Source organism: Acaryochloris sp. 'Moss Beach' (assembly GCF_021497025.1).
In the GTDB taxonomy this organism is placed as follows: domain Bacteria; phylum Cyanobacteriota; class Cyanobacteriia; order Thermosynechococcales; family Thermosynechococcaceae; genus Acaryochloris; species Acaryochloris marina_A.
In genome coordinates this window covers 4507886-4528348 of record NZ_CP071717.1, presented here as the reverse complement: position 1 = coordinate 4528348, position 20463 = coordinate 4507886, and the positions used below count along the sequence as shown (strand labels likewise).

The following is a 20463-nucleotide window of genomic DNA, read 5'->3' as shown; positions in this document are numbered from 1 at the left end:
GGTCTCCAAAATAAAAAATTTGCAGTCGAAAATTGAATAGGGATGGGGCGAAGGCTAGGCTTTGGCCTTGATCCGGTTCTGTTCCACAAACCGCGTTTCTCGGTATAGATGGGCTTCCATTTCTGCTTTGAGTTCATGGTAAGCAGGATGTTGCTCCACCTCTAAACGGTTGCGGGGACGCGGGAAAGGCACCTGTAAAACCTCATCAATTTTGGCTGCCGGTCCCCGAGTCATCATCACGATCTGATCGGACAGCAGCAGGGCCTCCTCAATGCTGTGGGTAATCATAATCACCGTTTTCCGGTCCTGTTCCCAAATCCGCTCCACCTCTTCTTGCAGGAAGCCTCTCGTTAGGGCATCTAAAGCACCAAAGGGTTCATCCATCAGCAGGATTTTAGGGTCGATAGCCAAGGCTCGGGCGATACCAACCCGCTGGCGCATCCCGCCCGATAATTCATGGGGGTGTTTTTTCTCAGCCCCTTCCAACCCCACTCGGGCAATATTTTCTAGCACAATCCCCTTCAGCCGCTGTTTTTCCAGCTTGGGGTACACCGTTTCCACCGCAAACCGAATATTTTCCTCCACCGTCATCCACGGCATCAGGGCATAGTTTTGGAATACCATGCCTCGATCAGGACCTGGACCAAGGATGGGTTGGCCATCCAGATCAACCGAGCCAGACGTTGCCGTACTCAGACCAGCGATGATATTGAGAAGGGTGGATTTGCCACAGCCCGATGGCCCAATAATGGTGACAAAGGTGTTGTGCTCGATGTCTAAACTGATGTCTTCAATGGCGACAAAGCTCGAGGTCGCCTCGCGCTTGGAGAATAGCATTCCCCCTTTGGCCGGAAAGACTTTAGAGACATCCCGCAAACTCAGTTGGACGCTGGTGGACGTTTCCATATCAACCGGAGAAGAAGTGATCATGATGTTTGCCGCCCAAAGGAGACTAAATTTTCTAGAAACGCAAAGATTTGGTCCAAGATAATGCCTACAAGGCCAATGATAAAAATGGCCACCAAAATATTGGCAATCGACAGGTTATTCCATTCATTCCAGACGAAATAGCCTACCCCAGAGCCAAGCAACATCTCGGCAGCAACAATCACCAGCCAAGCAATGCCCATACTAATGCGCAGACCGGAAATAATATTGGGTAAAGCTGCAGGGATAATCACCTTGAAGACGGTCCGCAGTTTAGACGCTCCTAAGGTTTTCGAGACATCCAAATACTCAGGGCTGACATTGGCAACCCCAAATACGGTATTCACCAGGGTTGGCCAAATACTGCTAATCAGGATAATAAAAACGCCTGTATTTTCGGAATTACGAAAAATATAGAGTCCCAAGGGTAACCAGGCTAAGGGAGAAACGGGCTTAAGCAGCTGCACAAAAGGATTAAAGGCCTTTGCGGCAACTCGTGACATCCCCAACAAGATCCCGAGAGGAACAGCAATGATGGAGGCCAAGGTATAGCCAATCGCCACCCGACGCAGACTGGTCAGCAAATTCCAGCCAATTCCTAAATCATTAGGACCATTGTCAAAGAAGGGATCTGAGATCCAAAACCACAGTTCGCCAATGGTCTCCGTGGCATTGGGCATGCCCTTGGAAAAGATCTTGGCATTGGCTCCCACCTCCCAAAAGACTAGAAATAGCCCCAGGGATAGAAGAGAAATCAAGAGGGCCTGAACGTTTTCAGAAAGGCCTGGGGTGGGCAGCTTTTTGGGGGCGTTGATGCGGACTAACAGCCATTATTTTTTTGAATTAAACATTATATTTTTTTGATTTGCTCTTCCACGTATTGGGCGGGATTTGCCGGATCAAATTCGTCAAAGGCTAAGGTTTCGGTTTTATAGATTTCTTCGGGAGGAGTCTGCCCTAGCTCTGTTGCTAGTTCGCGAGCAATATCCGTGAGGAAAACATCTTTACCCACTTCGTCATACTTGCCATCAATGGCTGTTTTGGCTTTTCCATCCCCTTGCAAGTCCCAACGCACGAGTTGGGAGGAAATCCAGTTGGCAAAGCTTTGCCAGGGATAGGGGTCAAAATCGATTCGATCCGGGATATCCAAAGTTTGGCCGTTGCCATCATCAAATTTGCCCGTTAAAACTGCTTCCACTACTTCTGTCGGTTGATTGAGGAAGGCCCGAGAAGAGATCGCTTTGGCAATTTCAGGGCGATTACTTTGCTGGCTGGCATACCCAGCAGCCTCAATAATGGATTTATTCAAGGCGCGGAAGGTATTGGGATTTTCACTAATCCATTCATCACTAGCGGCAAAGGCACAGCAGGGATGATTGGGCCATAAATCCTTTGTCAACTTATGAATAAATCCCTCTCCCTCAAATACGGCTCGCTGATTAAAGGGGTCGGGCATCAAGTAGCCATCAATATCCCCCGCCACTAACTGGGCAATGCTGTCAGGGGGAGGGACAGGACGGATCTGAACATCTTTGTCGGGGTCAAGTCCACCTGTTGCGAGGTAGTAGCGTAGCAGGAGGTTATGCATGGAATAGGGAAAGGGTACTCCAAGGATAAACCCCTTGAAATCGGCTGGGCCTTTGACCTTGCCTTTGTGACGATTAGAAACCGTAATCGCTTGGCCGTTGATATTTTCGATACTGGCAAGCTTGACCCCAAAGGCACTGGAGCCTAAGCCCAAGGTCATGGCAATCGGCATGGGAGCGAGCATGTGATACGCATCAAGTTCACCTGCGATCGCAGAATCTCGCACCGCCCCCCCCAACTCGGCATTTTGACCACTTTGGCACTCATGCCGTGCTTTTTATAAAACCCTAGGGGTTCCGACATAATAATCGGCGTGGCACAGGTAATGGGAATAAAGCCAATTTTTAAGTCTTTCTTTTCCAACTTGGCCGTTAAGTCTGGGTCTACATTGGTGTCCCCAATATCGGGCTTATCTCCTCCAGGGGCACAGTTAGTGAGGGAGACTAGAGCAGCCCCTACCGCTATATTTCGCAAAAATTCTCGGCGGGTAACGCTACTGGTTCGTTGGGCATCCCGAAAAAATTCTCCGGCTTTCGGTCCAAAGGCAGCCGCAAAAGCCTGATCTAGCCCGCCTGCCAATTGGATTAAGTCACCGACTAATCGCTCTCTTTTGGAGTCTCCTTTACAGGCTGATTTTAAGAATAATTGCTTGCGGAGTTCTGCGTGGCTGATGGATTGGGCAATGGTAAAAGCATCCGGCTTATACAAGCCCATTTTCACTAGATCATCAATCATTTCCACTGGATCGCTGGGCATGGTTTCTAGGTGTTGCCAGTGATCTCGGGTGAAGTGTACCCCTCCACAGGTTTGACAGATGGGAGGACCTTGATTAACACTCTCTCGCTGAGCCTTTAGGTTGTTCCATTTTGAGGGGGGGATTATTGGTTGTTGCTACCACCATGGTTGTTTTAAACCCAGTCGTTGAATAATTCTAAATTAAATCACCTGAAAATATTTTTTTTGTAATGATTGATACCTTAAATAAATTTAAAGAAAAAATATTTAATTCCATGAATATAAAAATCAAAAAATTCCCTATTTACATACATTTCAGGCAAATAGGGAGAATGAACTAAAATCACAAATATCGAAGATTTTAATTCATATTTTCTATATATTTTTTGGCAAAAAAGAGAGATTTACTAATATTTAACGCCTGGTTTTACGGCTTATCTATGAGCTTACCAATGAACCTAGATCTAAAATGTGGACATACTTTAGAAGTCAATAGGATTTTCTTTAGATCTTTGTTTAGATCAAAGAGGACTCAATATGGGATTGTCGCCGCCACCCGTGGGGGGAAGCGCCATGATGTTGCCGAAATTGGCGGTTGAAATAGCCCGGATCTGCGTACCCGAGGGAAATAGCTATTTTTTTAATGGACTGTTTGGTCTGCAGCAATAGAATCCGAGCTTCACTCATCCGTCGCTCCACAAGCCACTGTTTGAAGGTGCGACCTGTTTGAGTTTGCATCAGGTGGGTGAGATAGGCTGGAGAATACCCGGCTACTTTTGCCACATCTTTGAGGTGTAAGGGTTGGTGGTAGTTCGCTTCAATAAAGTCGAAGACAGAATTCAGTTTGGGACAATTGGGGAAGATTCGCTCTAATCCGGATAGGTCGACGGCAGATTGAGAATCAGAGGCAGGCTGATGTTGCAGCTCTGCCTGTCTTTGGAGACGGGTTGCGATCGCAGTCAAAAAATCATCAATCGTACAGGGCTTAGTTAAATAATCATCAGCCCCTAAAGTCATACCCTGCCGTAATTCTGGCATTGTCACTTTAGCCGTTAGGAAAATAAACGGTATGGTCGATGTGACGGGATGTTGCCGCAATGTAGATAGCACCTGATACCCATCCATATCCGGCATCATAATGTCGCAAACGATTAGTTCAGGATGATGTTGTTGGGCGAGTTGGACCCCCAACGCCCCATTATCAGCGCCAAGGGCTTCAAACCCTTCAAACTTCAGGCAATTCAAAAATAAATTGCGAGTTTGCGTTTCATCTTCAATGATGAGGACTTTATGCATGATGGCTATACCCCTTAGGGACAGGGCATTTCTCCAGGTTAGATTGTCAGGTCTAAAGCTACGCCCTGCTTAAATCTGTACGTTGTTGCCAGTCCCTGAGTAGTGTCCTGGAATACAGTCTTGAGTCAGGGGACCGACCGAAGATGCGGATGAGTGCTGATTTCTGAACCTGCCTGGTACCTTCATGCCCCAATCTCTTCCCAGTCCATCTCTGGTGACAGCCCATCCCTTAATCCCCACCTCTGTGCCCAGCGATCCAGCATTAGAGACCCTTCGCCAACAACATCAGCTCATCCTCAATTCCATTGGTGAAGGAGTATATGGTCTGGACATTCAGGGCAATGTCACTTTCGTTAATCCTGCAGCAGCCAAAATGATTGACTGGCCCATTCCAGAACTAATCGGTCAACCGATGCATGCGGTACTCCATCATTCCCACCCGAATGGGAGCCATTATCCAAGAGAGATCTGTCCCATCTACGCAGCCTTTCGAGATGGGAAGGTCTATCGGGTCACCAATGAGGTCTTTTGGCGTCGGGATGGCACAAGCTTTCCGGTGGAATATATCAGCACACCCATCCATGACGAGCATGACCAACTGATTGGGGCAGTCGTGACGTTTCGAGATATCACCCAGCGTCAATGGGCTGAATCGGTCTTAAAACAAACTAATGAGGTCCTAGAGTCAAAGGTCCGAGAGCGCACAGCAGAATTAGTGCAGGTTAATCAACAACTGCAAGAGCTGAGTGAATTGAAATCACGATTTGTGGCAATGGTCTGTCACGAGTTTCGCAACCCCTTGAACAATATTTCCCTGTCCATTTCATCTCTAGATCGCTATGACTACCAGTTAACAGCTGGGCAGAAATCTGAGTATTTGGCAGGAATTACAGAAAATGTGGAACGGATGACAGAGATGATTGATGACATCTTAGTCATCGGCAAGATTGACGCTAGACGGATAGAGGTGAAATCGGCAGAACTCGACCTGGTCCCTTTCTGCCAAGCGTTAGTGGCTGAAGTTCAATCCATGACCCCCCATCATGTAGTGGTGCTGAACTGCCGTCATCGCCAATTAGTCACTGCAATGGATATACAGTTGCTGCGTTCTATTTTGACCAATATTTTGCAAAATGCCATTCGTTACTCCCCTGACAATGGGGTTATCCAATTCAAAGTTTCCCGCCGCAAAGCTTTCATCACCTTTCAAATTTCTGACCAAGGGATGGGAGTTCCTCCCGAGGATCGGTCCCTGATCTTTGATCCGTTTTATCGTGGCAAGAATGTGAGCAATGTCCCAGGCACCGGTTTGGGATTGAGTATTGTTAAACAGTTTGTGGAGTTACTACAGGGCACCATCACTTTGAATAGCCAGATTGGCATAGGCACCACTTTTGCCGTCCGTTTACCTTGTGCTTGATCGAAGCAGCCGCTCCAGAAAAAGGGGGTTATCCTTGGCAAACCCGGGTTAGCATCTTTTCTGTTGCCCCAGATTGAGGGGTATGGACCTGATTTTCTGGATAGGTCGTCCACGTTTGGTCTAAACAGTTCGCTGAGCTTTCCACTCGATCGTTGCCAAGATAGTAGACAAAAGGAACTTGGCTTAAATTCCCAGGCTGAATGGAGCAAACATCTAGATTAATCCCTTGGCCAGCTAAAGCTTTACCTGCAAAATAATTACAAGATGTTCGGTGTGGCAGATCAGGTGAACGGGCTTGAATCTGTGGATTTGCAGGGGGAGTAGATGAACCAGCCCCTGCAGGTATTCCTGGTGAACCAGATGCAGGAGCAGTAGGTTGTGGAGGAGACTCTTCCTCTCGGTTGCCAACTAGAGGCTGACTTTCATTATTCGTGCAAGCTATTGCGACGACCGTACAAAGCAAGATGGTCGTTCTTTTGCTAATAATCATGGTGATGATGCACTTTCATTAGGCTCTCAGCAAACACTCAGCTAAGTCAGGTCTTCAATTTAATCTTGTTAAGGTTGACTAAATATAGTGCATGCTTTGTAAAACTACTTCTGAATGACGGTTCCTGACACTAATTTTGATGACATTCTGGTCATTATTCCTGTTTTAAACGAGGAAGAAACGATAGGGACTGTCATTCATTCGTTGCAGAATTTGGGATTGCGTCAGATCCGGGTAGTGGATAACGGTAGTTGTGATCGCACCGCCCATACCGCCCATACCGCCGGAGCCGAAGTCGTATCTGAACCGATTCCTGGTTATGGCAGAGCCTGCTGGCAAGGGATGCAGAACATTCCCGAACATATCGGCTGGATTCTATTTTGTGATGGCGATGGTAGCGATGATCTATCCGTATTGCCACAGTTTTTTGCCGAGCGCCAGGATTACGATTTAATTTTAGGTAATCGCCGCGCCCGTCCCGACAGTCGCTCTGCCATGACACCCGTTCAAAATTGGGGAAACGGCCTAGCCACCACCTTGATTCGCTGGGGTTGGGGCCATCCCTTTCAAGATTTAGGCCCTCTTCGCTTAATTCGCCGAGCCCGCCTGGAGCAGCTCAACATGCAAGATCGCGGTTTTGGCTGGACAGTCGAAATGCAGGCCAAGGCAGCTGAGCAAAAATTACGCACCTATGAAATTCCCCAAGGCTATCGCCCGCGTCAAGGGGGACGATCCAAAATCAGCGGCACGATTAAGGGAAGCGTCCAGGCCGGTAGCATTATTTTAAGTACCCTAGCTTTTCTCTACGGCCAGCATTTGCAGATGCTCTTTGCTAAGTCAGCCCTACGAAATCATCCCGTATGGCAGTGGGTCAGCGCTGTTCTACTAATCGCAGGCTGCGCCATGATCGTTCCCTATGGGGATTTTACCCAGCCGGGAATGGTCCCTCCTTTTTGGCGAGGGGTCAGTGTGATGGGATTGGGATTTGTGGTGTCTTGGATACTACCCCAGGTGTCGAAGGTGTGGTTTTGGATGGTTGCGATCGCAAGCCGATGCATCCTCTTACCCATGCATCCAGGCAATGATATTTGGCGCTACCTCTGGGAAGGACGCCTGCAGAACTTGGGCATCAGTCCCTTTGAATTCGCCCCCACGGCACCCGAACTCGTACCACTGCGCACAGAATGGTGGTCGATGATCAATAATGCCGATATTTCCGCGATTTATCCCCCGATTACTCAATTGGGCTTTAGAGGGTTGGCGGCCATAGCCACCTCTACGTTGCTCTTCAAAATTGCCTTTGTGGCAGCAGATTTAGGGACCTGTTGGCTACTGCAACGCCGATTCGGTTCTCTAAAAACCCTTATCTATGCCTGGAATCCACTGATCATTTACTCCTTTGCTGGAGGGGCACACTACGATAGCTGGTTTATTCTGCCCTTGGTCTGGGCTTGGCTTTGTTTGGATACTCAACCTCGTCGAGCCACAAGAACAATTGCTGGATTAGCCTTGTTGGGAGTGAGTATTGCCACCAAATGGATTTCTCTACCTATCATTGCGTTTGTCACCTGGACCTTTGTGAAACAGCGAGCGTGGAAATGGGCTAGTATCTCCGTGCTGTTGCCAGTCTTACCCATGCTGATCAGTGCCTTACCGTTTTGCTCTCTAACCAGCTGTCCCCTCATTCCCACGAGTTCTTCGTTTGTGACCAAAGGCCGCAGCGCCGAATTTTTACCGATTGGCTCGCTGTTATCGGCACCGGAATGGCACAATGCGATTTTGCTGATACCCCTTGCGATCGCACTCCTCTTTCTCCTCTGGCGCTCTACCCAAGTGGGTGACTATACTGAAAGCTATCTAGGAACCCTACTTCTGCTCTCGCCTGTGGTTCATGGCTGGTACTTTACTTGGCTCGTCCCCTTTGCTGTGGCCAGTGGAAATTGGGGGACACGTCTGGTGAGTCTATCGGCCTTTGTCTATTTTGCCCTTCCCCACCGAGAGAGTTTAGGTATCAGTGTCTGGCAATTGACTACCAGTGAACGGGTTTGGCTATGGACCCCCTTTGTGTTGGGATGGCTGTGGAGCTGGTATATTCGACGTTCCCAAACACTTTTTAATCCAAGCCCAGGGACATCTCAGTAAATTCTCAGTTCCATCAGGCTTCATAGAAGCATATAGTTTTTTTTGAGATGCCTGGAGATAGACATGAAAAAAATAAAACCCTTTTCTATTTTGTTACCAGGTGTACTGCTGCTTTCGAGCTGCGCCAATCTACCATTTATTGGTGCCGAAGATATCCCTGTTCAGGCTGCCATTGATACCAATAAGCCGTTTAGCAACGATGACTATACCAAGCTACTGGCGCAATACGTCACGGATGATGGCTGGGTAAATTACGAGCAATTGCAACAAAATCGAGGCGCACTGGATCGCTACTATGCCCAATTGGCAGCCGTTACTCCTGACACCTACAAAAGCTGGGATGAAAACCAGCAGTTGGCATTTTTGATGAATGCCTACAATGCCTTGACCTTGCTCGCCATTATTGAGCAAGAACCGCTTAAAAGTAGTATTCGAGATATTCCAGGGGTCTGGAGTTCCAAGAAATTCCAGGTTGCAGGCGAATCCAAAACTTTGAACAATATCGAGCACGATATTATCCGCCCCACCTTCAATGAGCCTCGCATTCATGCTGCCCTAGTCTGTGCCGCCAAGAGCTGTCCTCCCCTACGCAATGAGCCCTTTACAGCCGAAAATGTAGATGCTCAATTAGAAGATCAGGTCAAAAGATGGTTAGCTCGCCCTGACAGCGGTTTCCGCATTGATCGGCAAGAGAACAAAGTCTATTTGTCTAAAATCTTTGACTGGTATGGCGATGATTGGAAGCCCAACTTTGCAGTCAAAGATCAGTTCAGTGGCGATGATAAGCAAAAAGCAGTTCTGAATTTCATCAGCAACTACGTTTCTTCTGAAGACCAAGCCTATCTCAAAGCAGGCGGGTATAAAGTTGGTTATCTAGGCTATGATTGGTCTCTCAATAAGCAATAAGCCCAATGGACTATCCTGACCCCAATATGGTTCACCCCATGGCGGGATTCCCTCAGGTTTGCTTTATCAAAAATACGGTCAGTAATCCCAACATCATGATTGGCGACTACACCTATTACGACGACCCCGTTGACTCCGAGAACTTTGAGCGCAATGTTCTCTACCACTTTCCCTTTGTCGGCGACAAGCTGGTAATTGGCAAGTTCTGCGCTTTATCCCGAGGCATTCGGTTCATCATGAATGGGGCGAACCATAAGATGTCCGGATTCTCGACTTATCCCTTCGAGATCTTTGGTAAGGACTGGCAACGAGTAACTCCCCAAAAGAATGGGTATCCCCATAAGGGAGATACCGTCATTGGTCATGATGTCTGGATCGGCTATGAAGCCGTCATTATGCCCGGTATCAAGATTGGCGATGGAGCCATTGTGGCAGCCCAGTCAGTGGTCACCAAGGATGTCCCACCCTACACCATTGTGGGGGGTAATCCTGCCGAGTTGATTCGTCAGCGTTTCCCCGAAGCAACCATTCAGGCCTTGCGAGAGATTACTTGGTGGAATTGGGATATGGAGAAAATTACCGCTAATCTAGAGAAAATCGTGGGGGCCGACATTACTGCATTGCGTTCATGTCTATAATTCTCGTTATTTGGGCATTTCTAAGAAGTATGCCTTCAGCAAGATATTGAAATAAGCTATCAACGTCGATTGAGTGATCGGTAATGGGGCGGCCCCACAACTGATGACAAGCTGGGTTAAAATTCGCCCAAAGATAGCTTTATCCAACCCCAGAGAATTGAGAGAAATCAACAATGCTTGATCGTCTTGTTCAACCCCTTGTCCGGACTCAGGTTCAGCTACTCGCCCAGACCCATTCTGCCAGCAATAAGCTCATTAGCATGATTTCCCAATGGTTAGGGTACTTGGGAATTCAAGCCAGTGTCACCCACCTCAAGACTAACAATGGTCAGGTGCAGATATCGTTAGTAGTTGATAAACCCGAGCAATGTAGTGAAGGTGAATGGCAGAAAATCCTGACCAATATCAATCAAGGCCATGACGCCAACGCTGAGACCGAACTCACCTATGGCAAAATGTCCAAAAGTCAGCAGGGCAAAGTTCATCGTTTGTTAGCCTACGTCATCCGGGCAGGCAGTCCTGACAATGCCTTTATAAGCACTGAGCTAAAGCCGCGTTTAGTCTCAATGGGTATGGAGGAAGACATGGTCCTTCAGATTCAATCTGCGCTTAAAGTGCCTGTTGTGATTGAACCCCTGTTAGAAGATTTAGAGCCTGATATTGCCGCTTTTGTCTTATCCAAAGCAATTACGATTGCTTTAATCGATCAGAAAATTAGTCAGGATGAAGATAGTATTCTCAAGGCTATTTATCGAGTTCTTGAACATAAAGCGAAAGTGTAGGGTAGGTCCAGCCTGACATATTCTTCGATCTTTGATTTAGATGTCATCCCTTAACTGGCTTGCTATTGCGGCGTTGTAACCACCCCGTCAATATCGCCAACGAAAAAATTCCTAGCACTGCAGCAACGACTAACAAGCGAGCATTCCCTTCTGCAAACATGCCCTTACCAATAGCCACTACAGGCGTATTGGAGATCACCACACCAATGAAGAGAGCAGGAAAAAACTGCACCCATTTAGTGGTCGTCAAACCGGCACCATAGCTGACAAAGTCAAATAATCCCGTCATTAAAAAACCCGTTAGCAGAAAGAAATTACTTTCCAAATGCCGTTGGCTGACTTTATCAACCTTGTCCATAAATCGGGTACCGACCAGCTTCTCTACCAAATTCCGACCATATCGTTTTGCCAGATAAAACCCCAGGCTACAGGCCACTAAATCGGCTAAAACTACCGTAATTAATGCAGTCCAGAAGCTTTCTAGAACAGTCCCTGCTAATAGAGACCAAGCGGTACTGGGTAAAGCTGGAATCACCACACTGATAAAGCGGAGGGCAAAAATGCCGATCGGTGCCCATACACCCATATAGGCGACATTGGCCCGGATTCTCTCCATTCCATATTGTTGGATGAGCCAGATTAAGCCCACCACCAGCCCCATAATCAAGATGAATTTAATCAGTCTGCTCAGTATTTTGTTCATGGCCATGAAGATTGAGATTGCCAACAGTCTAAAATAGTTCGCTTAATTATTGCTTAATATTTCACACTTAGGGGGGCTACAGTGAGCCGACTTCTCCTTAGCGGACGAGAAAATACGAGCAGGGTAGTTGAGCTTCACCTTAGCGATCAAAGGTTGAGTCAATCTCAGCCTCACTGGCTAGAAACTCACATTTTCCAAGAACGCGATTAATGGAATCGATTATGTCTCTCGGGTGACAATCATCAGCTGATCCTGATTGCTGATAATCCAGCCTCGTACTTGATCTGTGGAGAAGGACTCAGTTCTGGCCTTACCTGTGTGGTTGGTGAGTTGCTTTAAGGTCGCTTGGGAGACTTGAATATCCTCTTGACGGCTACCTTGCAGGATTCGATTGAAGCGGGCCTTAATAAACTCAGAATCAACATTGCTGCGGTCAAAGGATTCGGCGGTTTGCAGGATCTTATTGGACTTACATCCATACATCACTTCCAGAGTCATGCCGGGAGCAATATCATACTGTTCAAACCAAGGGTCATACCAAGACTTGGAATCGGCGACTAAGTCTGCATCCGTCGGCTGACGATAGATGGGCCAGTTGGGACTATAGGTATTGATCGGTGAATGGCCAAATTTTGTTTTTACTTTATCTATCTGGGTCTTGGTTTTAACGTCTGATAAATAAGAGACTCCGATGCCCGCCAAACTTCGCTTAGCCTTACCAGGAGGCTTTTCCAAATTCATGACATCCAATTGTTGATCGATGCTTTGCCCCAGCTCCAGGTGCACTAGATTCGCCACTTTCTCTCGGGCTTCTTGGGCATGATCAGAGGTGGTGGGCACATTCAATAAAGTACGGATTGCGCCTAACTTTTTCCCCTGTACAGAGAAAGTATTGGCCGCTTGAACCAAAGACTTGCCGGTGTCCTGATCATGATTGGCTTTTACGGCTTGAGGGCCTAGACCTTGGAAACTGAGTGCGATCGCAAATCCAATCCCCCCCGCCATGAGAGAGGTCATCACCGCAGAAGGTGAAAACTCCAACATCTTCAGCCCCTTGCGAGCAATCACGGCTTCAACTTTAGGAAGCTCCGGCTCAACCTGATCTAATATTGTGGGTCGTTGATGAATGGTTCGTTCAGAGATGATCGTAGCGACAGCATTGGCATTCTGCAGGGTCAACGCATCCAACATTTCCGTGGCTGTGCTAAAGCGATCTTGAGGGCTGAACTCTGTCGCTTTGTTCAAAATATCAGCTAAATGATCGCTCACATGGGGCGCATATTGTCGCCATCGGAACTGGCCTGTCTCGTAGTCAGATTCCATCTCCACGGGTAGCTTTGCCGTCAGAGCATAGATTGCAGTCATCCCCAAACTGTATAAATCACTGGCATAGACTGTTCGTTGGGCCGCTTGCTCAGGGGACATAAACCCCTCCGTACCAATGATCACAGAATCTATAACGCTGCCGGAAAAGCTGATGCGGGTTTTAAGATGCCGCTTCATGGAACCAAAGTCGATCAGCACAGGGCGACTATCCACCTGCCGCAAAATCAAGTTATCTGGCTTAATATCCCGATGAATGACTTTAAAATTATGCAGATATTCTAGAACAGGCAGCACTCGCAACAGCATTTGTTGAACTTCTTCTGCCGAGAGCTGTCCCAAAGCTCTGACTTTTTCCCCTAAGGTTGGCCCATCTATCCATTCCTGGATCAAAAACAGGCGCTCCTCTTGTTCAAAGTAGCCATACAGCTGAGGAATTTGATCATGCTTCAGTTGTTCAAGGACCGCCGCTTCCTCTTTGAATTTTTTGAGTGCAATCTCATAACAGTGTTGGTTAGGCACCTCAGGCTGTAACTGCTTCACCACACAGTGACGCCGGGACAGCATGTGGGTATCTTCTGCCAAATAAGTTGCGCCAAAACCACCTTTGGCCAGTTGTTTTAAGATGCGAAAGCGATTGTTCAATAGCATGGGAGTTTTCCAGAGTAGGCAATTCTTTGGGGGTATCGGTCACTCACGACACAAGCTGAATGCAAACTTCAGCCCTTTGTCCTTAAACCGTCCAGAATTTTGGGTTCATCTGCCTGTCCTTTGAAATAGCGGGGTGTGTCTATAAGATATACAGCGACTGGCTTATCAATTCAGTGACAATCATCAAATAGGGGGGTGACTGTGGTCACTGAGAAATCTAGGCCCTTAGCAAATCGCCTGAAAAGATTAATCTCACCGAGCATGGCGTTGAAATGCCTCCTGAAGACCTATCGTTTGCACTGAAATTGATATGGTTGCCGTCTCAATCATGGGATAGCAAAAAACAGGCCTCTCAAGTGAGAGCGATGATTGAGAATAAGGTGAAAAATTGATTACCCTCAGCCTCCCTCAGCGAAGCCCAATTAAAAATCGCCATCACATCATCCAAATTCAGGCATATTTTAAATAGATGTAGAAACGTTGGATGAGAGTTGGCATGGTGCAAAAAATTGGATTTGGCTTGATATGGCTAGGGTTTAGTATCTATGCCTTTGTGTTAGCTCCCCCCGATCAAGGCAATTCTCTTGAATTAATTCAACAACTGTCAACGATGAACTGGGAAGGCATCAATCCCTTAGTGATTGCTCTCTTCAATCTGATGGGCATCTGGCCCATGATCTATGGGAGCGTGCTGTTTGCAGACGGTTGCGAGCAAAAAATTTCAGCATGGCCTTTCGCTAGTCTATCCTTTGCCTTTGGAGCCTTTGCTCTACTGCCCTACCTAGCTCTCCGCCAAGCTCCACAGCCTGAATTGGCTGGTGAGAGCAACCGGAATTTAAAGTTCTGGGATAGTCGAGGGCTAGGAATTGGGCTGTTCGTCGGTGCGATCGCACTCCTGGTCTTTGGCTTTTCCCAAGGGGACTGGGCAGACTTCATTCATCTCTGGCAAACTAGCCGATTTATTCATGTGATGAGTCTAGATTTTTGTATGCTCAGCCTTGTTTTTCCCGCCATGTTAGTAGCCGACATCAACAGACGAGGGTTATCCACTCAAACGCCCTTATTTTGGGGGGCTGCGTTAGTGCCATTACTAGGACCATTAGCCTATTTGTGCCTTCGCCCCTCTCTGTATGCCTCCCAAAGCCCAGCAGGATAGTGATAACCCTGAGCCTGATCCCAAGGGCAATCAGCAACTGAGATAGCCTCTAGCAAAATTCATCCCTTAAACGGTCTTCGCTACTGCTCAGCAGTGGGTGCAGATAGCTGAAACACCGTAATTTCAGGACGACTCCCAAACCGAACTCGGGGGCTAACCATGCCAATCCCCCGATTGGTGTATTGAATTAAGTCTTCAATTTGATATTGCCCAATGGGGTATCGCTTGCCATGGGGAGGTAACACGGGAGCCCCCACAAATGGAATAGCGACTTGACCCCCATGAGCATGTCCAGAAAGCTCTAGATCAAATCGGTGGGTCGTGACAGCCACATCGGCAAAGTCTGGCTCATGGGCTAACAAAATCGCAGCTCCTGTCTTGGGCAACAGGGTCATCACCTGATCGAGATCGGCAGCCCCTGCCCAGACATCATCGACCCCGGCAATGTGTAGCTGTGCCTGATCTCGTTCAACTGTATAGACCTGATTCCGAAGCAGTTCGACATTACCTTTTTGCAAAATCTGCTGAACAGCTCCTGGATCAGACCAATAGTCATGATTTCCCAAAACTGCAATCGTCGGGGCTGCAAAGGCTTTGAATGCCGCTTCAATACGAGAGGCATACCGCTGAGGATCAGAGGTGACAATATCTCCAGTAATGACGACCAGATCGGGCTGCTGCTGATTCGTTTGCTCAATGACTCGCTCTAGAAACGACTGTGGCATTTGATCGACCACATGCACATCACTCAGCTGAACAATCCGATAGCCATCAAATTCAGGCTGCAAATGGGGTAAGACCAGCGGAACCGTCTTTACTTCTACCCAATAGGGTTCAATCTTGTATCCATACACCGGCAACCCCAAAGCCAAGACAAAGAGGATCAATAAGCTCCAAAGTCTAAAACTTCGCCCTCTAAGCATTCGTTTTTTCGGCATCTGTCCAGAATTTTGTCCCATCAGTCCCTTGCCATCCTTCAACTCAGAGCAGCCTGATACTGTCTCCTCGCGAAGAAACGATTGTGCGATCGCATCAGAGAATCGGCATCAACTCCTGTGATAACAGAGATGCATCCCCATTGACCATAAATGCCTCCAGGATGGCAGAGAGCAGAAGCGGCAAATTTAAGCAGAGCGGTGATGACTGAGCTTCTCTCGAATATCCCCCGGTGCAAACACCCCATGCTCCGTAATAATGCCAGTGATCAATTCAGCCGGAGTCACATCAAAAGCAGGGTTATAGAACTCTACTCCTTTTGGACAAATATCCGTCGTCCCAATCTGATAAATTTCAGATGGATGTCGCTCTTCAATCGGAATTCCCCCACCATCTGCTAACTCAAAATCAATGGTGGAGAGGGGGGCTGCGACGTAAAAAGGCAAATTGTGGGCTTTGGCACAGAGGGCAACGCTATAAGTACCAATTTTATTGGCAGCATCGCCATTCGCCGCAATTCGGTCGGCTCCCACAACCACCACATCAATGAGGTCCTGCTGCATACAATGGGCTGCCATTCCATCTGAAATCAGCGTTACCGGAATATCTTCTTGGACACATTCCCAAGTGGTTAACTTAGCCCCCTGCAAACGAGGTCGAGTTTCATCGGCATAGACCCTGGCCAATCGGCCTGCAGTCCAAGCGGAGCGAACCACCCCCAACGCCGTTCCATAGCCTGCAGTCGCTAGGGCTCCAGCATTACAGTGGGTCAGAAGACAAAGCTTTTCGGGATCTTTGGGTAGAACACTCAGACCATGATCACCAATCGCTTTGCAAGTCCGTAAATCATCTGCTGCAATTTCTTGAGCGGTGGTTAACAGTTGGTCTTGAATCTGGGACATAGGGCCTAAGGTTTGGCGGGCCACTTTCAGCATCCGATCCACCGCCCAAAACAGATTAACTGCCGTGGGTCGGGTCGCTTTCAGTAGGTCACCCACTCCAGCCAGTTCGCTCAAGAACGCATCTCGATTGTCAGTGGTGATTTCACAACTTCCCAAATATATACCAAAGGCTGCAGCAACCCCGATGGCCGGGGCACCCCGAACAATCATGGTTTTGATCGCGGTCGCCATATCATCCGAGCGACGGATCTCTACCACACTAAATTGCTGAGGCAAGCGAGTCTGATCAATCAGTTCAACGTGGTCGCCACGCCAAACAACAGGATAAACAGGATTGGCAACCGATGCAGTCATCAGAGTTCAGTTTTATTGGAATCAGTGGACAAGTATTAGGAAACGTAGCTAGGTGCTGGTTTCTGCTTCAGCAACCCTAACACTCTTTCAGCAACTTGAGCAGGGGTTAACCCCAGTGCTGATTTAGATTGATCCGGCGTGGCATGCTCTACCAATAGATCGGGAACACCAATGCGAGTCACGGGCACCATAACTTGATGATCCATCAAGGCTTCTAAGACAGACGAGCCAAAGCCACCCGGCAAGCAACCTTCCTCTAAGGTCACCACCTGGCCTATCTTCTGAGCCAGAGGAATAATTAACTCTGTATCCAAGGGCTTGGCAAACCGAGCATTCACTACCGTGGCTCGAATACCGTGCTCCGTCAGCATATCTGCCGCTTGAGACGCTAAGTTCACCATCGTGCCATAGGCTAACAAGAGAACATCGTCCCCATGGCGCAGAGTTTCTGCTTTACCAATGGGTAACGGTTCCCACCCTTCTTCCATCAGACCCACTCCCAAACCACTGCCCCGTGGATACCGCATAGAAATGGGGCCGTCGGTATAGTTGATGCCCGTTACTAACATTTGCTGCAGTTCGGCTTCATCTTTAGGAGCCATCATCACCATATTAGGTAGGCAACGCAGGTAGGCAATATCGTACATACCTTGGTGAGTAGGACCATCTGCACCGACAATTCCGGCTCGATCTAAGCAGAAGAAGACCGGCAAGTTTTGGATACAGACATCATGGATAATTTGGTCATACCCTCGCTGCAAGAAGGTGGAGTAGATAGTGACCACGGGTCGCATGCCTTCACAGGCCATGCCGGCAGCTAGGGTAACCGCATGCTGTTCAGCAATACCGACATCAATATATTGCTTGGGAAGTTTAGCTTGTAATTTATCTAGCCCTGTTCCTGTCGCCATGGCTGCGGTGATGCCCACGACCCGGATGTCATTTTCCGCTATTTTGATCAGGGTTTCTGCAAATACCTTGGAATAGTTGGGAGGCTTAGGTTTGTTAGATGGCTTGGCTTTGCCCGTTTCTAGGTTGAACGGACTTTGGGCATGGTAACCGACTTGGTCTTGCTCTGCGATCGCATATCCCTTACCCTTCGTGGTAGCCACATGCACGAGCACTGGGCCTTCGTGTAAATGGGCTTCTTTGAAGGTTGCCAGCAACTCTTCTAGGCTATGGCCATCTACAGGCCCCATATAGGTAAAGCCCAACTCTTCAAATACCGCACCGACCTTGGAAACCGCCAGGCGCTTCATGCCGCCTTTGAGCCGTTTTAGATCGGGGGCCACCTGCTCCCCAAAGGGTAACTGCTTGAGCTGCTCTTCAAAATTATCGGACAAGAACTGAATCGGTGGACTCAGGCGCATCTTATTCAGATAACGAGACATGGCTCCCACATTGGGAGAAATGGACATGTCGTTATCGTTTAAGACCACAATCATCCGGGTATGAGGAAGATGACCCGCATGGTTAATGGCTTCCAGGGCCATCCCCCCCGTCATTGCCCCGTCACCAATCACGGCAACTGTTTTAAAGTTTTCTCCCTTGGCATCTCGAGCCAAGGCCATCCCTAATACAGATGAAATACTAGTCGATGCGTGACCCGCACCAAAGTGGTCAAACTTGCTTTCTCGACGATTCAGATATCCAGCAACGCCGTCTTTTTGGCGTAGAGTATGGAATCGGTCATATCGTCCCGTAATGAGTTTGTGGGGATAGGCTTGGTGCCCCACGTCCCACACCACTTTATCTTGGTCTAAATCTAAAGTTTGATAGAGCGCCAGGGTGAGTTCAACAACCCCTAACCCCGGTCCTAAATGACCACCACTCGTCGCCACAGTATCTAAATGCTTCTCACGGATCTGATGAGCAATTTGCTTCAGCTCCGAAATAGATAACCCGTGCAACTGGTTAGGGTGGACAATTTCACTCAGATGCATACCGGAGTCGTCTCCCGTCAATTTGCTTGTTTCGCTATCCTCTACTGTAGTCGATTTCAGACCGTCGCGTTGATCACATTTTGAGAATTTATCTCCAGCATCTAAATTTTTCCACCCACGATCCAAGGGCACCTAAGCAATTTTTATGTGAGCAACAATTTATTATTCGATACCCAATAACCGATGATATCGAGTCCACCATCGGTTTAAAGGGAAATAAACCACTGGAGCCCATAAGCTACTTAGAATCCCGGAACCCAGAGCCGTTTGCCGCAGATGAAGCCAAACATCCTCAAGACGATGGGTCCCCCCTAATCCAAACTGAATCGCATGCACGGCCTCCACCATCAGGGCCATGCCAAATACGATTAGGGCAATGGAGATAAAGTCTTCCTGAATAAAGCGTTTTTTGTTGATGCGTCCCGTCAGCAACCCCACTAGGGCTAAGCCGACGGTATGGGTCGGCTGAGCAGCCGTCAGGCCATCTTGAATCAATCCCAAACAAATACCCGCCACAATGCCCTGGAGAGAGGATCGCTTAATGCTCCAGGTCACCACCCACACCAGCAGCCAATTCGGCCCCACCCCTGATAACACCATGACTGGCAACCGGAACAGCAGCATCAAGGCGCAGATCATCACGGATCCAACCACAATGACAGCGTTCCAAAGATTAAGGGGAAGAGGGGACTGTTTTCTGAAGGAGAGAGGTTTGATCATTCAGGTATACGCTGACCCATTCCAGCTTGCTAATCGGAACTGCCAATTCAACAATGGCTTGAGGATTGTAATTTTGCTCTAATTTCAAAGTCTTAATTTTACCCACTGGCAGTCCCGGAGGAAATAGGCGACTGAGGGAAGAGGTGACCACCGCATCCCCCCACCTTTACATCTGGATCTTTATCAAAGAACGTGATCAGGGCTTCCGTACTAGACTGACCTTGAAAAATACCCATATGGCGGCTACGGGTGACAATCACCCCAATTCGGCTCGTGGGGTCGGTTACCAACAGGACTCGACTGGTATTTTGAGACACCGCCGTCACCCGTCCCACTAGTCCACCGGGGGCAAACACCACAGAACCCACTTTAATGCCGTGGTTCTGGCCTTTACTGAGGGTTAACTGCTGCCACCAATTATCCCCACTCCGACCCAGTACTGGAACTGCGATCGCTTGCTTGTTTTTCACACTTTTATGATCAACCAGCTTCTGGAGGGTCTGATTTCGAGATTCCAGATCAGCGAGTTGCTGGCGAAGCTGTTTTGTTTGGGCATCCACCAGCTGTTTCTGTTGAACGGCATCTGGCTGGACAGGTCTATTGGCAAACCGAAACACTTCCAGCAAGCCAACCCCTTGAGAACGGCTGAACACCCACGCCCCTCCCAAGCACAAAATAGCTAGGATTAACCCTAAACGATACCGTTCCCACCAGCGAAACAGAAAAAGCATTGACAATCAAACTAAAGAACGGGTCCCAACTGGCCTGAGAACTGAATGAGCCTCCTAACTAAGCACCCAATAACTGGATTGATTGTATAGAGGCATTAGAAATGAATCAAATAACCTTAAC

18 protein-coding genes and 1 pseudogene are annotated in these 20463 nt (G+C 48.1%); 6 read left to right on the top strand and 13 right to left on the bottom strand.

The window, feature by feature from the left end; translation table 11 throughout:
* Positions 1–54: 54 nt before the first annotated feature.
* The 4 genes and pseudogenes from HRE53_RS21305 to HRE53_RS21290 form a co-directional block, all read right to left on the bottom strand.
* A complete protein-coding gene (locus HRE53_RS21305) occupies positions 55–930 on the bottom strand; it encodes an ABC transporter ATP-binding protein (protein ID WP_235107841.1) in 876 nt (291 codons plus the stop codon).
* Entirely contained in the window at positions 927–1724 is a 798-nt protein-coding gene (gene ntrB, locus HRE53_RS21300; RefSeq protein WP_396133463.1) for a nitrate ABC transporter permease, read from the bottom strand. The genes HRE53_RS21305 and ntrB overlap by 4 nt, the downstream gene beginning before the upstream one ends.
* Before the next feature lie 53 nt (positions 1725–1777).
* Positions 1778–3270: pseudogene (locus tag HRE53_RS21295) on the bottom strand (CmpA/NrtA family ABC transporter substrate-binding protein).
* A 495-nt stretch (positions 3271–3765) separates the two neighbouring features.
* Positions 3766–4545 carry a response regulator gene (locus HRE53_RS21290; RefSeq protein WP_235107840.1) on the bottom strand — a complete coding sequence of 260 codons (780 nt, stop codon included), beginning with the start codon at positions 4543–4545 and terminating at the stop codon, positions 3766–3768.
* A gap of 184 nt (positions 4546–4729) precedes the next feature.
* Between HRE53_RS21290 and HRE53_RS21285 the strand changes: the two genes are divergently transcribed.
* Positions 4730–5965 (top strand): ATP-binding protein, encoded by a 1236-nt coding sequence (locus HRE53_RS21285; RefSeq protein ID WP_235107839.1) that lies wholly within the window; start codon positions 4730–4732, stop codon positions 5963–5965.
* 28 nt (positions 5966–5993) lie between these two features.
* On the opposite strand, the gene HRE53_RS21280 is transcribed toward HRE53_RS21285, so the two are convergent.
* Positions 5994–6455, bottom strand: coding sequence for a hypothetical protein (locus tag HRE53_RS21280; RefSeq protein WP_235107838.1), 462 nt, complete (start codon positions 6453–6455; stop codon positions 5994–5996).
* Positions 6456–6569: 114 nt separating this feature from the next.
* Between HRE53_RS21280 and HRE53_RS21275 the strand changes: the two genes are divergently transcribed.
* From HRE53_RS21275 to HRE53_RS21260, 4 genes are all read left to right on the top strand, one after another.
* Positions 6570–8597, top strand: a complete 2028-nt coding sequence (locus tag HRE53_RS21275; protein ID WP_235107837.1) for a glycosyltransferase family 2 protein — start codon at positions 6570–6572, stop codon at positions 8595–8597.
* Positions 8598–8660: 63 nt separating this feature from the next.
* Positions 8661–9503, top strand: a complete 843-nt coding sequence (locus HRE53_RS21270) for a DUF547 domain-containing protein (RefSeq protein WP_235107836.1) — start codon at positions 8661–8663, stop codon at positions 9501–9503.
* 5 nt (positions 9504–9508) lie between these two features.
* A complete protein-coding gene (locus HRE53_RS21265; protein ID WP_235107835.1) occupies positions 9509–10141 on the top strand; it encodes a Vat family streptogramin A O-acetyltransferase in 633 nt (210 codons plus the stop codon).
* Between the two features lie 173 nt (positions 10142–10314).
* Entirely contained in the window at positions 10315–10923 is a 609-nt protein-coding gene (locus HRE53_RS21260) for a hypothetical protein (protein ID WP_235107834.1), read from the top strand.
* A gap of 43 nt (positions 10924–10966) precedes the next feature.
* On the opposite strand, the gene HRE53_RS21255 is transcribed toward HRE53_RS21260, so the two are convergent.
* On the bottom strand, positions 10967–11626 hold the full coding sequence (locus HRE53_RS21255) for a TVP38/TMEM64 family protein (RefSeq protein ID WP_212665199.1): 660 nt from the start codon (positions 11624–11626) through the stop codon (positions 10967–10969).
* A gap of 219 nt (positions 11627–11845) precedes the next feature.
* Complete coding sequence (locus HRE53_RS21250) at positions 11846–13600, bottom strand: serine/threonine-protein kinase (RefSeq protein WP_235107833.1); 1755 nt, start codon at positions 13598–13600, stop codon at positions 11846–11848.
* A 496-nt stretch (positions 13601–14096) separates the two neighbouring features.
* Here HRE53_RS21250 and HRE53_RS21245 point away from each other — a divergent pair, with 496 nt between their 5' ends.
* Positions 14097–14756: a DUF2834 domain-containing protein gene (locus HRE53_RS21245; RefSeq protein ID WP_212665197.1), complete on the top strand. Its 660-nt coding sequence runs from the start codon at positions 14097–14099 to the stop codon at positions 14754–14756.
* A gap of 80 nt (positions 14757–14836) precedes the next feature.
* Here HRE53_RS21245 and HRE53_RS21240 read toward each other — a convergent pair whose 3' ends face one another.
* The 6 genes from HRE53_RS21240 to mreC form a co-directional block, all read right to left on the bottom strand.
* Positions 14837–15715 (bottom strand): metallophosphoesterase, encoded by an 879-nt coding sequence (locus tag HRE53_RS21240; protein WP_235107832.1) that lies wholly within the window; start codon positions 15713–15715, stop codon positions 14837–14839.
* 165 nt (positions 15716–15880) lie between these two features.
* The gene (mtnA, locus tag HRE53_RS21235; protein WP_235107831.1) at positions 15881–16948 is read right to left on the bottom strand and encodes an S-methyl-5-thioribose-1-phosphate isomerase; all 1068 of its coding nucleotides are present in this window, start codon (positions 16946–16948) and stop codon (positions 15881–15883) included.
* A 35-nt stretch (positions 16949–16983) separates the two neighbouring features.
* Positions 16984–18891 carry a 1-deoxy-D-xylulose-5-phosphate synthase gene (dxs, locus tag HRE53_RS21230; protein ID WP_235111201.1) on the bottom strand — a complete coding sequence of 636 codons (1908 nt, stop codon included), beginning with the start codon at positions 18889–18891 and terminating at the stop codon, positions 16984–16986.
* Positions 18892–19053: 162 nt separating this feature from the next.
* Positions 19054–19611, bottom strand: a complete 558-nt coding sequence (gene mreD, locus HRE53_RS21225) for a rod shape-determining protein MreD (protein WP_235107830.1) — start codon at positions 19609–19611, stop codon at positions 19054–19056.
* Positions 19565–19717 carry a hypothetical protein gene (locus HRE53_RS34530; RefSeq protein WP_255800823.1) on the bottom strand — a complete coding sequence of 51 codons (153 nt, stop codon included), beginning with the start codon at positions 19715–19717 and terminating at the stop codon, positions 19565–19567. The genes mreD and HRE53_RS34530 overlap by 47 nt, the downstream gene beginning before the upstream one ends.
* Complete coding sequence (gene mreC / locus HRE53_RS21220; protein ID WP_255800822.1) at positions 19710–20342, bottom strand: rod shape-determining protein MreC; 633 nt, start codon at positions 20340–20342, stop codon at positions 19710–19712. Before mreC ends, HRE53_RS34530 begins: the two co-directional genes overlap by 8 nt.
* Positions 20343–20463: the final 121 nt, after the last annotated feature.

Excerpts from the sequence above, each read along its gene's own strand:
- HRE53_RS21305 (WP_235107841.1), bottom strand. The coding sequence starts at position 930 with ATGATCACTTCTTCTCCGGTTGATATGGAAACGTCCACCAGCGTCCAA.
- HRE53_RS21290 (WP_235107840.1), bottom strand. The coding sequence starts at position 4,545 with ATGCATAAAGTCCTCATCATTGAAGATGAAACGCAAACTCGCAATTTA.
- HRE53_RS21285 (WP_235107839.1), top strand. The coding sequence starts at position 4,730 with ATGCCCCAATCTCTTCCCAGTCCATCTCTGGTGACAGCCCATCCCTTA.
- HRE53_RS21280 (WP_235107838.1), bottom strand. The coding sequence starts at position 6,455 with ATGATTATTAGCAAAAGAACGACCATCTTGCTTTGTACGGTCGTCGCA.
- HRE53_RS21275 (WP_235107837.1), top strand. The coding sequence starts at position 6,570 with ATGACGGTTCCTGACACTAATTTTGATGACATTCTGGTCATTATTCCT.
- HRE53_RS21270 (WP_235107836.1), top strand. The coding sequence starts at position 8,661 with ATGAAAAAAATAAAACCCTTTTCTATTTTGTTACCAGGTGTACTGCTG.
- HRE53_RS21265 (WP_235107835.1), top strand. The coding sequence starts at position 9,509 with ATGGACTATCCTGACCCCAATATGGTTCACCCCATGGCGGGATTCCCT.
- HRE53_RS21260 (WP_235107834.1), top strand. The coding sequence starts at position 10,315 with ATGCTTGATCGTCTTGTTCAACCCCTTGTCCGGACTCAGGTTCAGCTA.
- HRE53_RS21255 (WP_212665199.1), bottom strand. The coding sequence starts at position 11,626 with ATGAACAAAATACTGAGCAGACTGATTAAATTCATCTTGATTATGGGG.
- HRE53_RS21250 (WP_235107833.1), bottom strand. The coding sequence starts at position 13,600 with ATGCTATTGAACAATCGCTTTCGCATCTTAAAACAACTGGCCAAAGGT.
- HRE53_RS21245 (WP_212665197.1), top strand. The coding sequence starts at position 14,097 with ATGGTGCAAAAAATTGGATTTGGCTTGATATGGCTAGGGTTTAGTATC.
- HRE53_RS21240 (WP_235107832.1), bottom strand. The coding sequence starts at position 15,715 with ATGGGACAAAATTCTGGACAGATGCCGAAAAAACGAATGCTTAGAGGG.
- mtnA (WP_235107831.1), bottom strand. The coding sequence starts at position 16,948 with ATGACTGCATCGGTTGCCAATCCTGTTTATCCTGTTGTTTGGCGTGGC.
- dxs (WP_235111201.1), bottom strand. The coding sequence starts at position 18,891 with ATGCATCTGAGTGAAATTGTCCACCCTAACCAGTTGCACGGGTTATCT.
- mreD (WP_235107830.1), bottom strand. The coding sequence starts at position 19,611 with ATGATCAAACCTCTCTCCTTCAGAAAACAGTCCCCTCTTCCCCTTAAT.
- mreC (WP_255800822.1), bottom strand. The coding sequence starts at position 20,342 with ATGCTTTTTCTGTTTCGCTGGTGGGAACGGTATCGTTTAGGGTTAATC.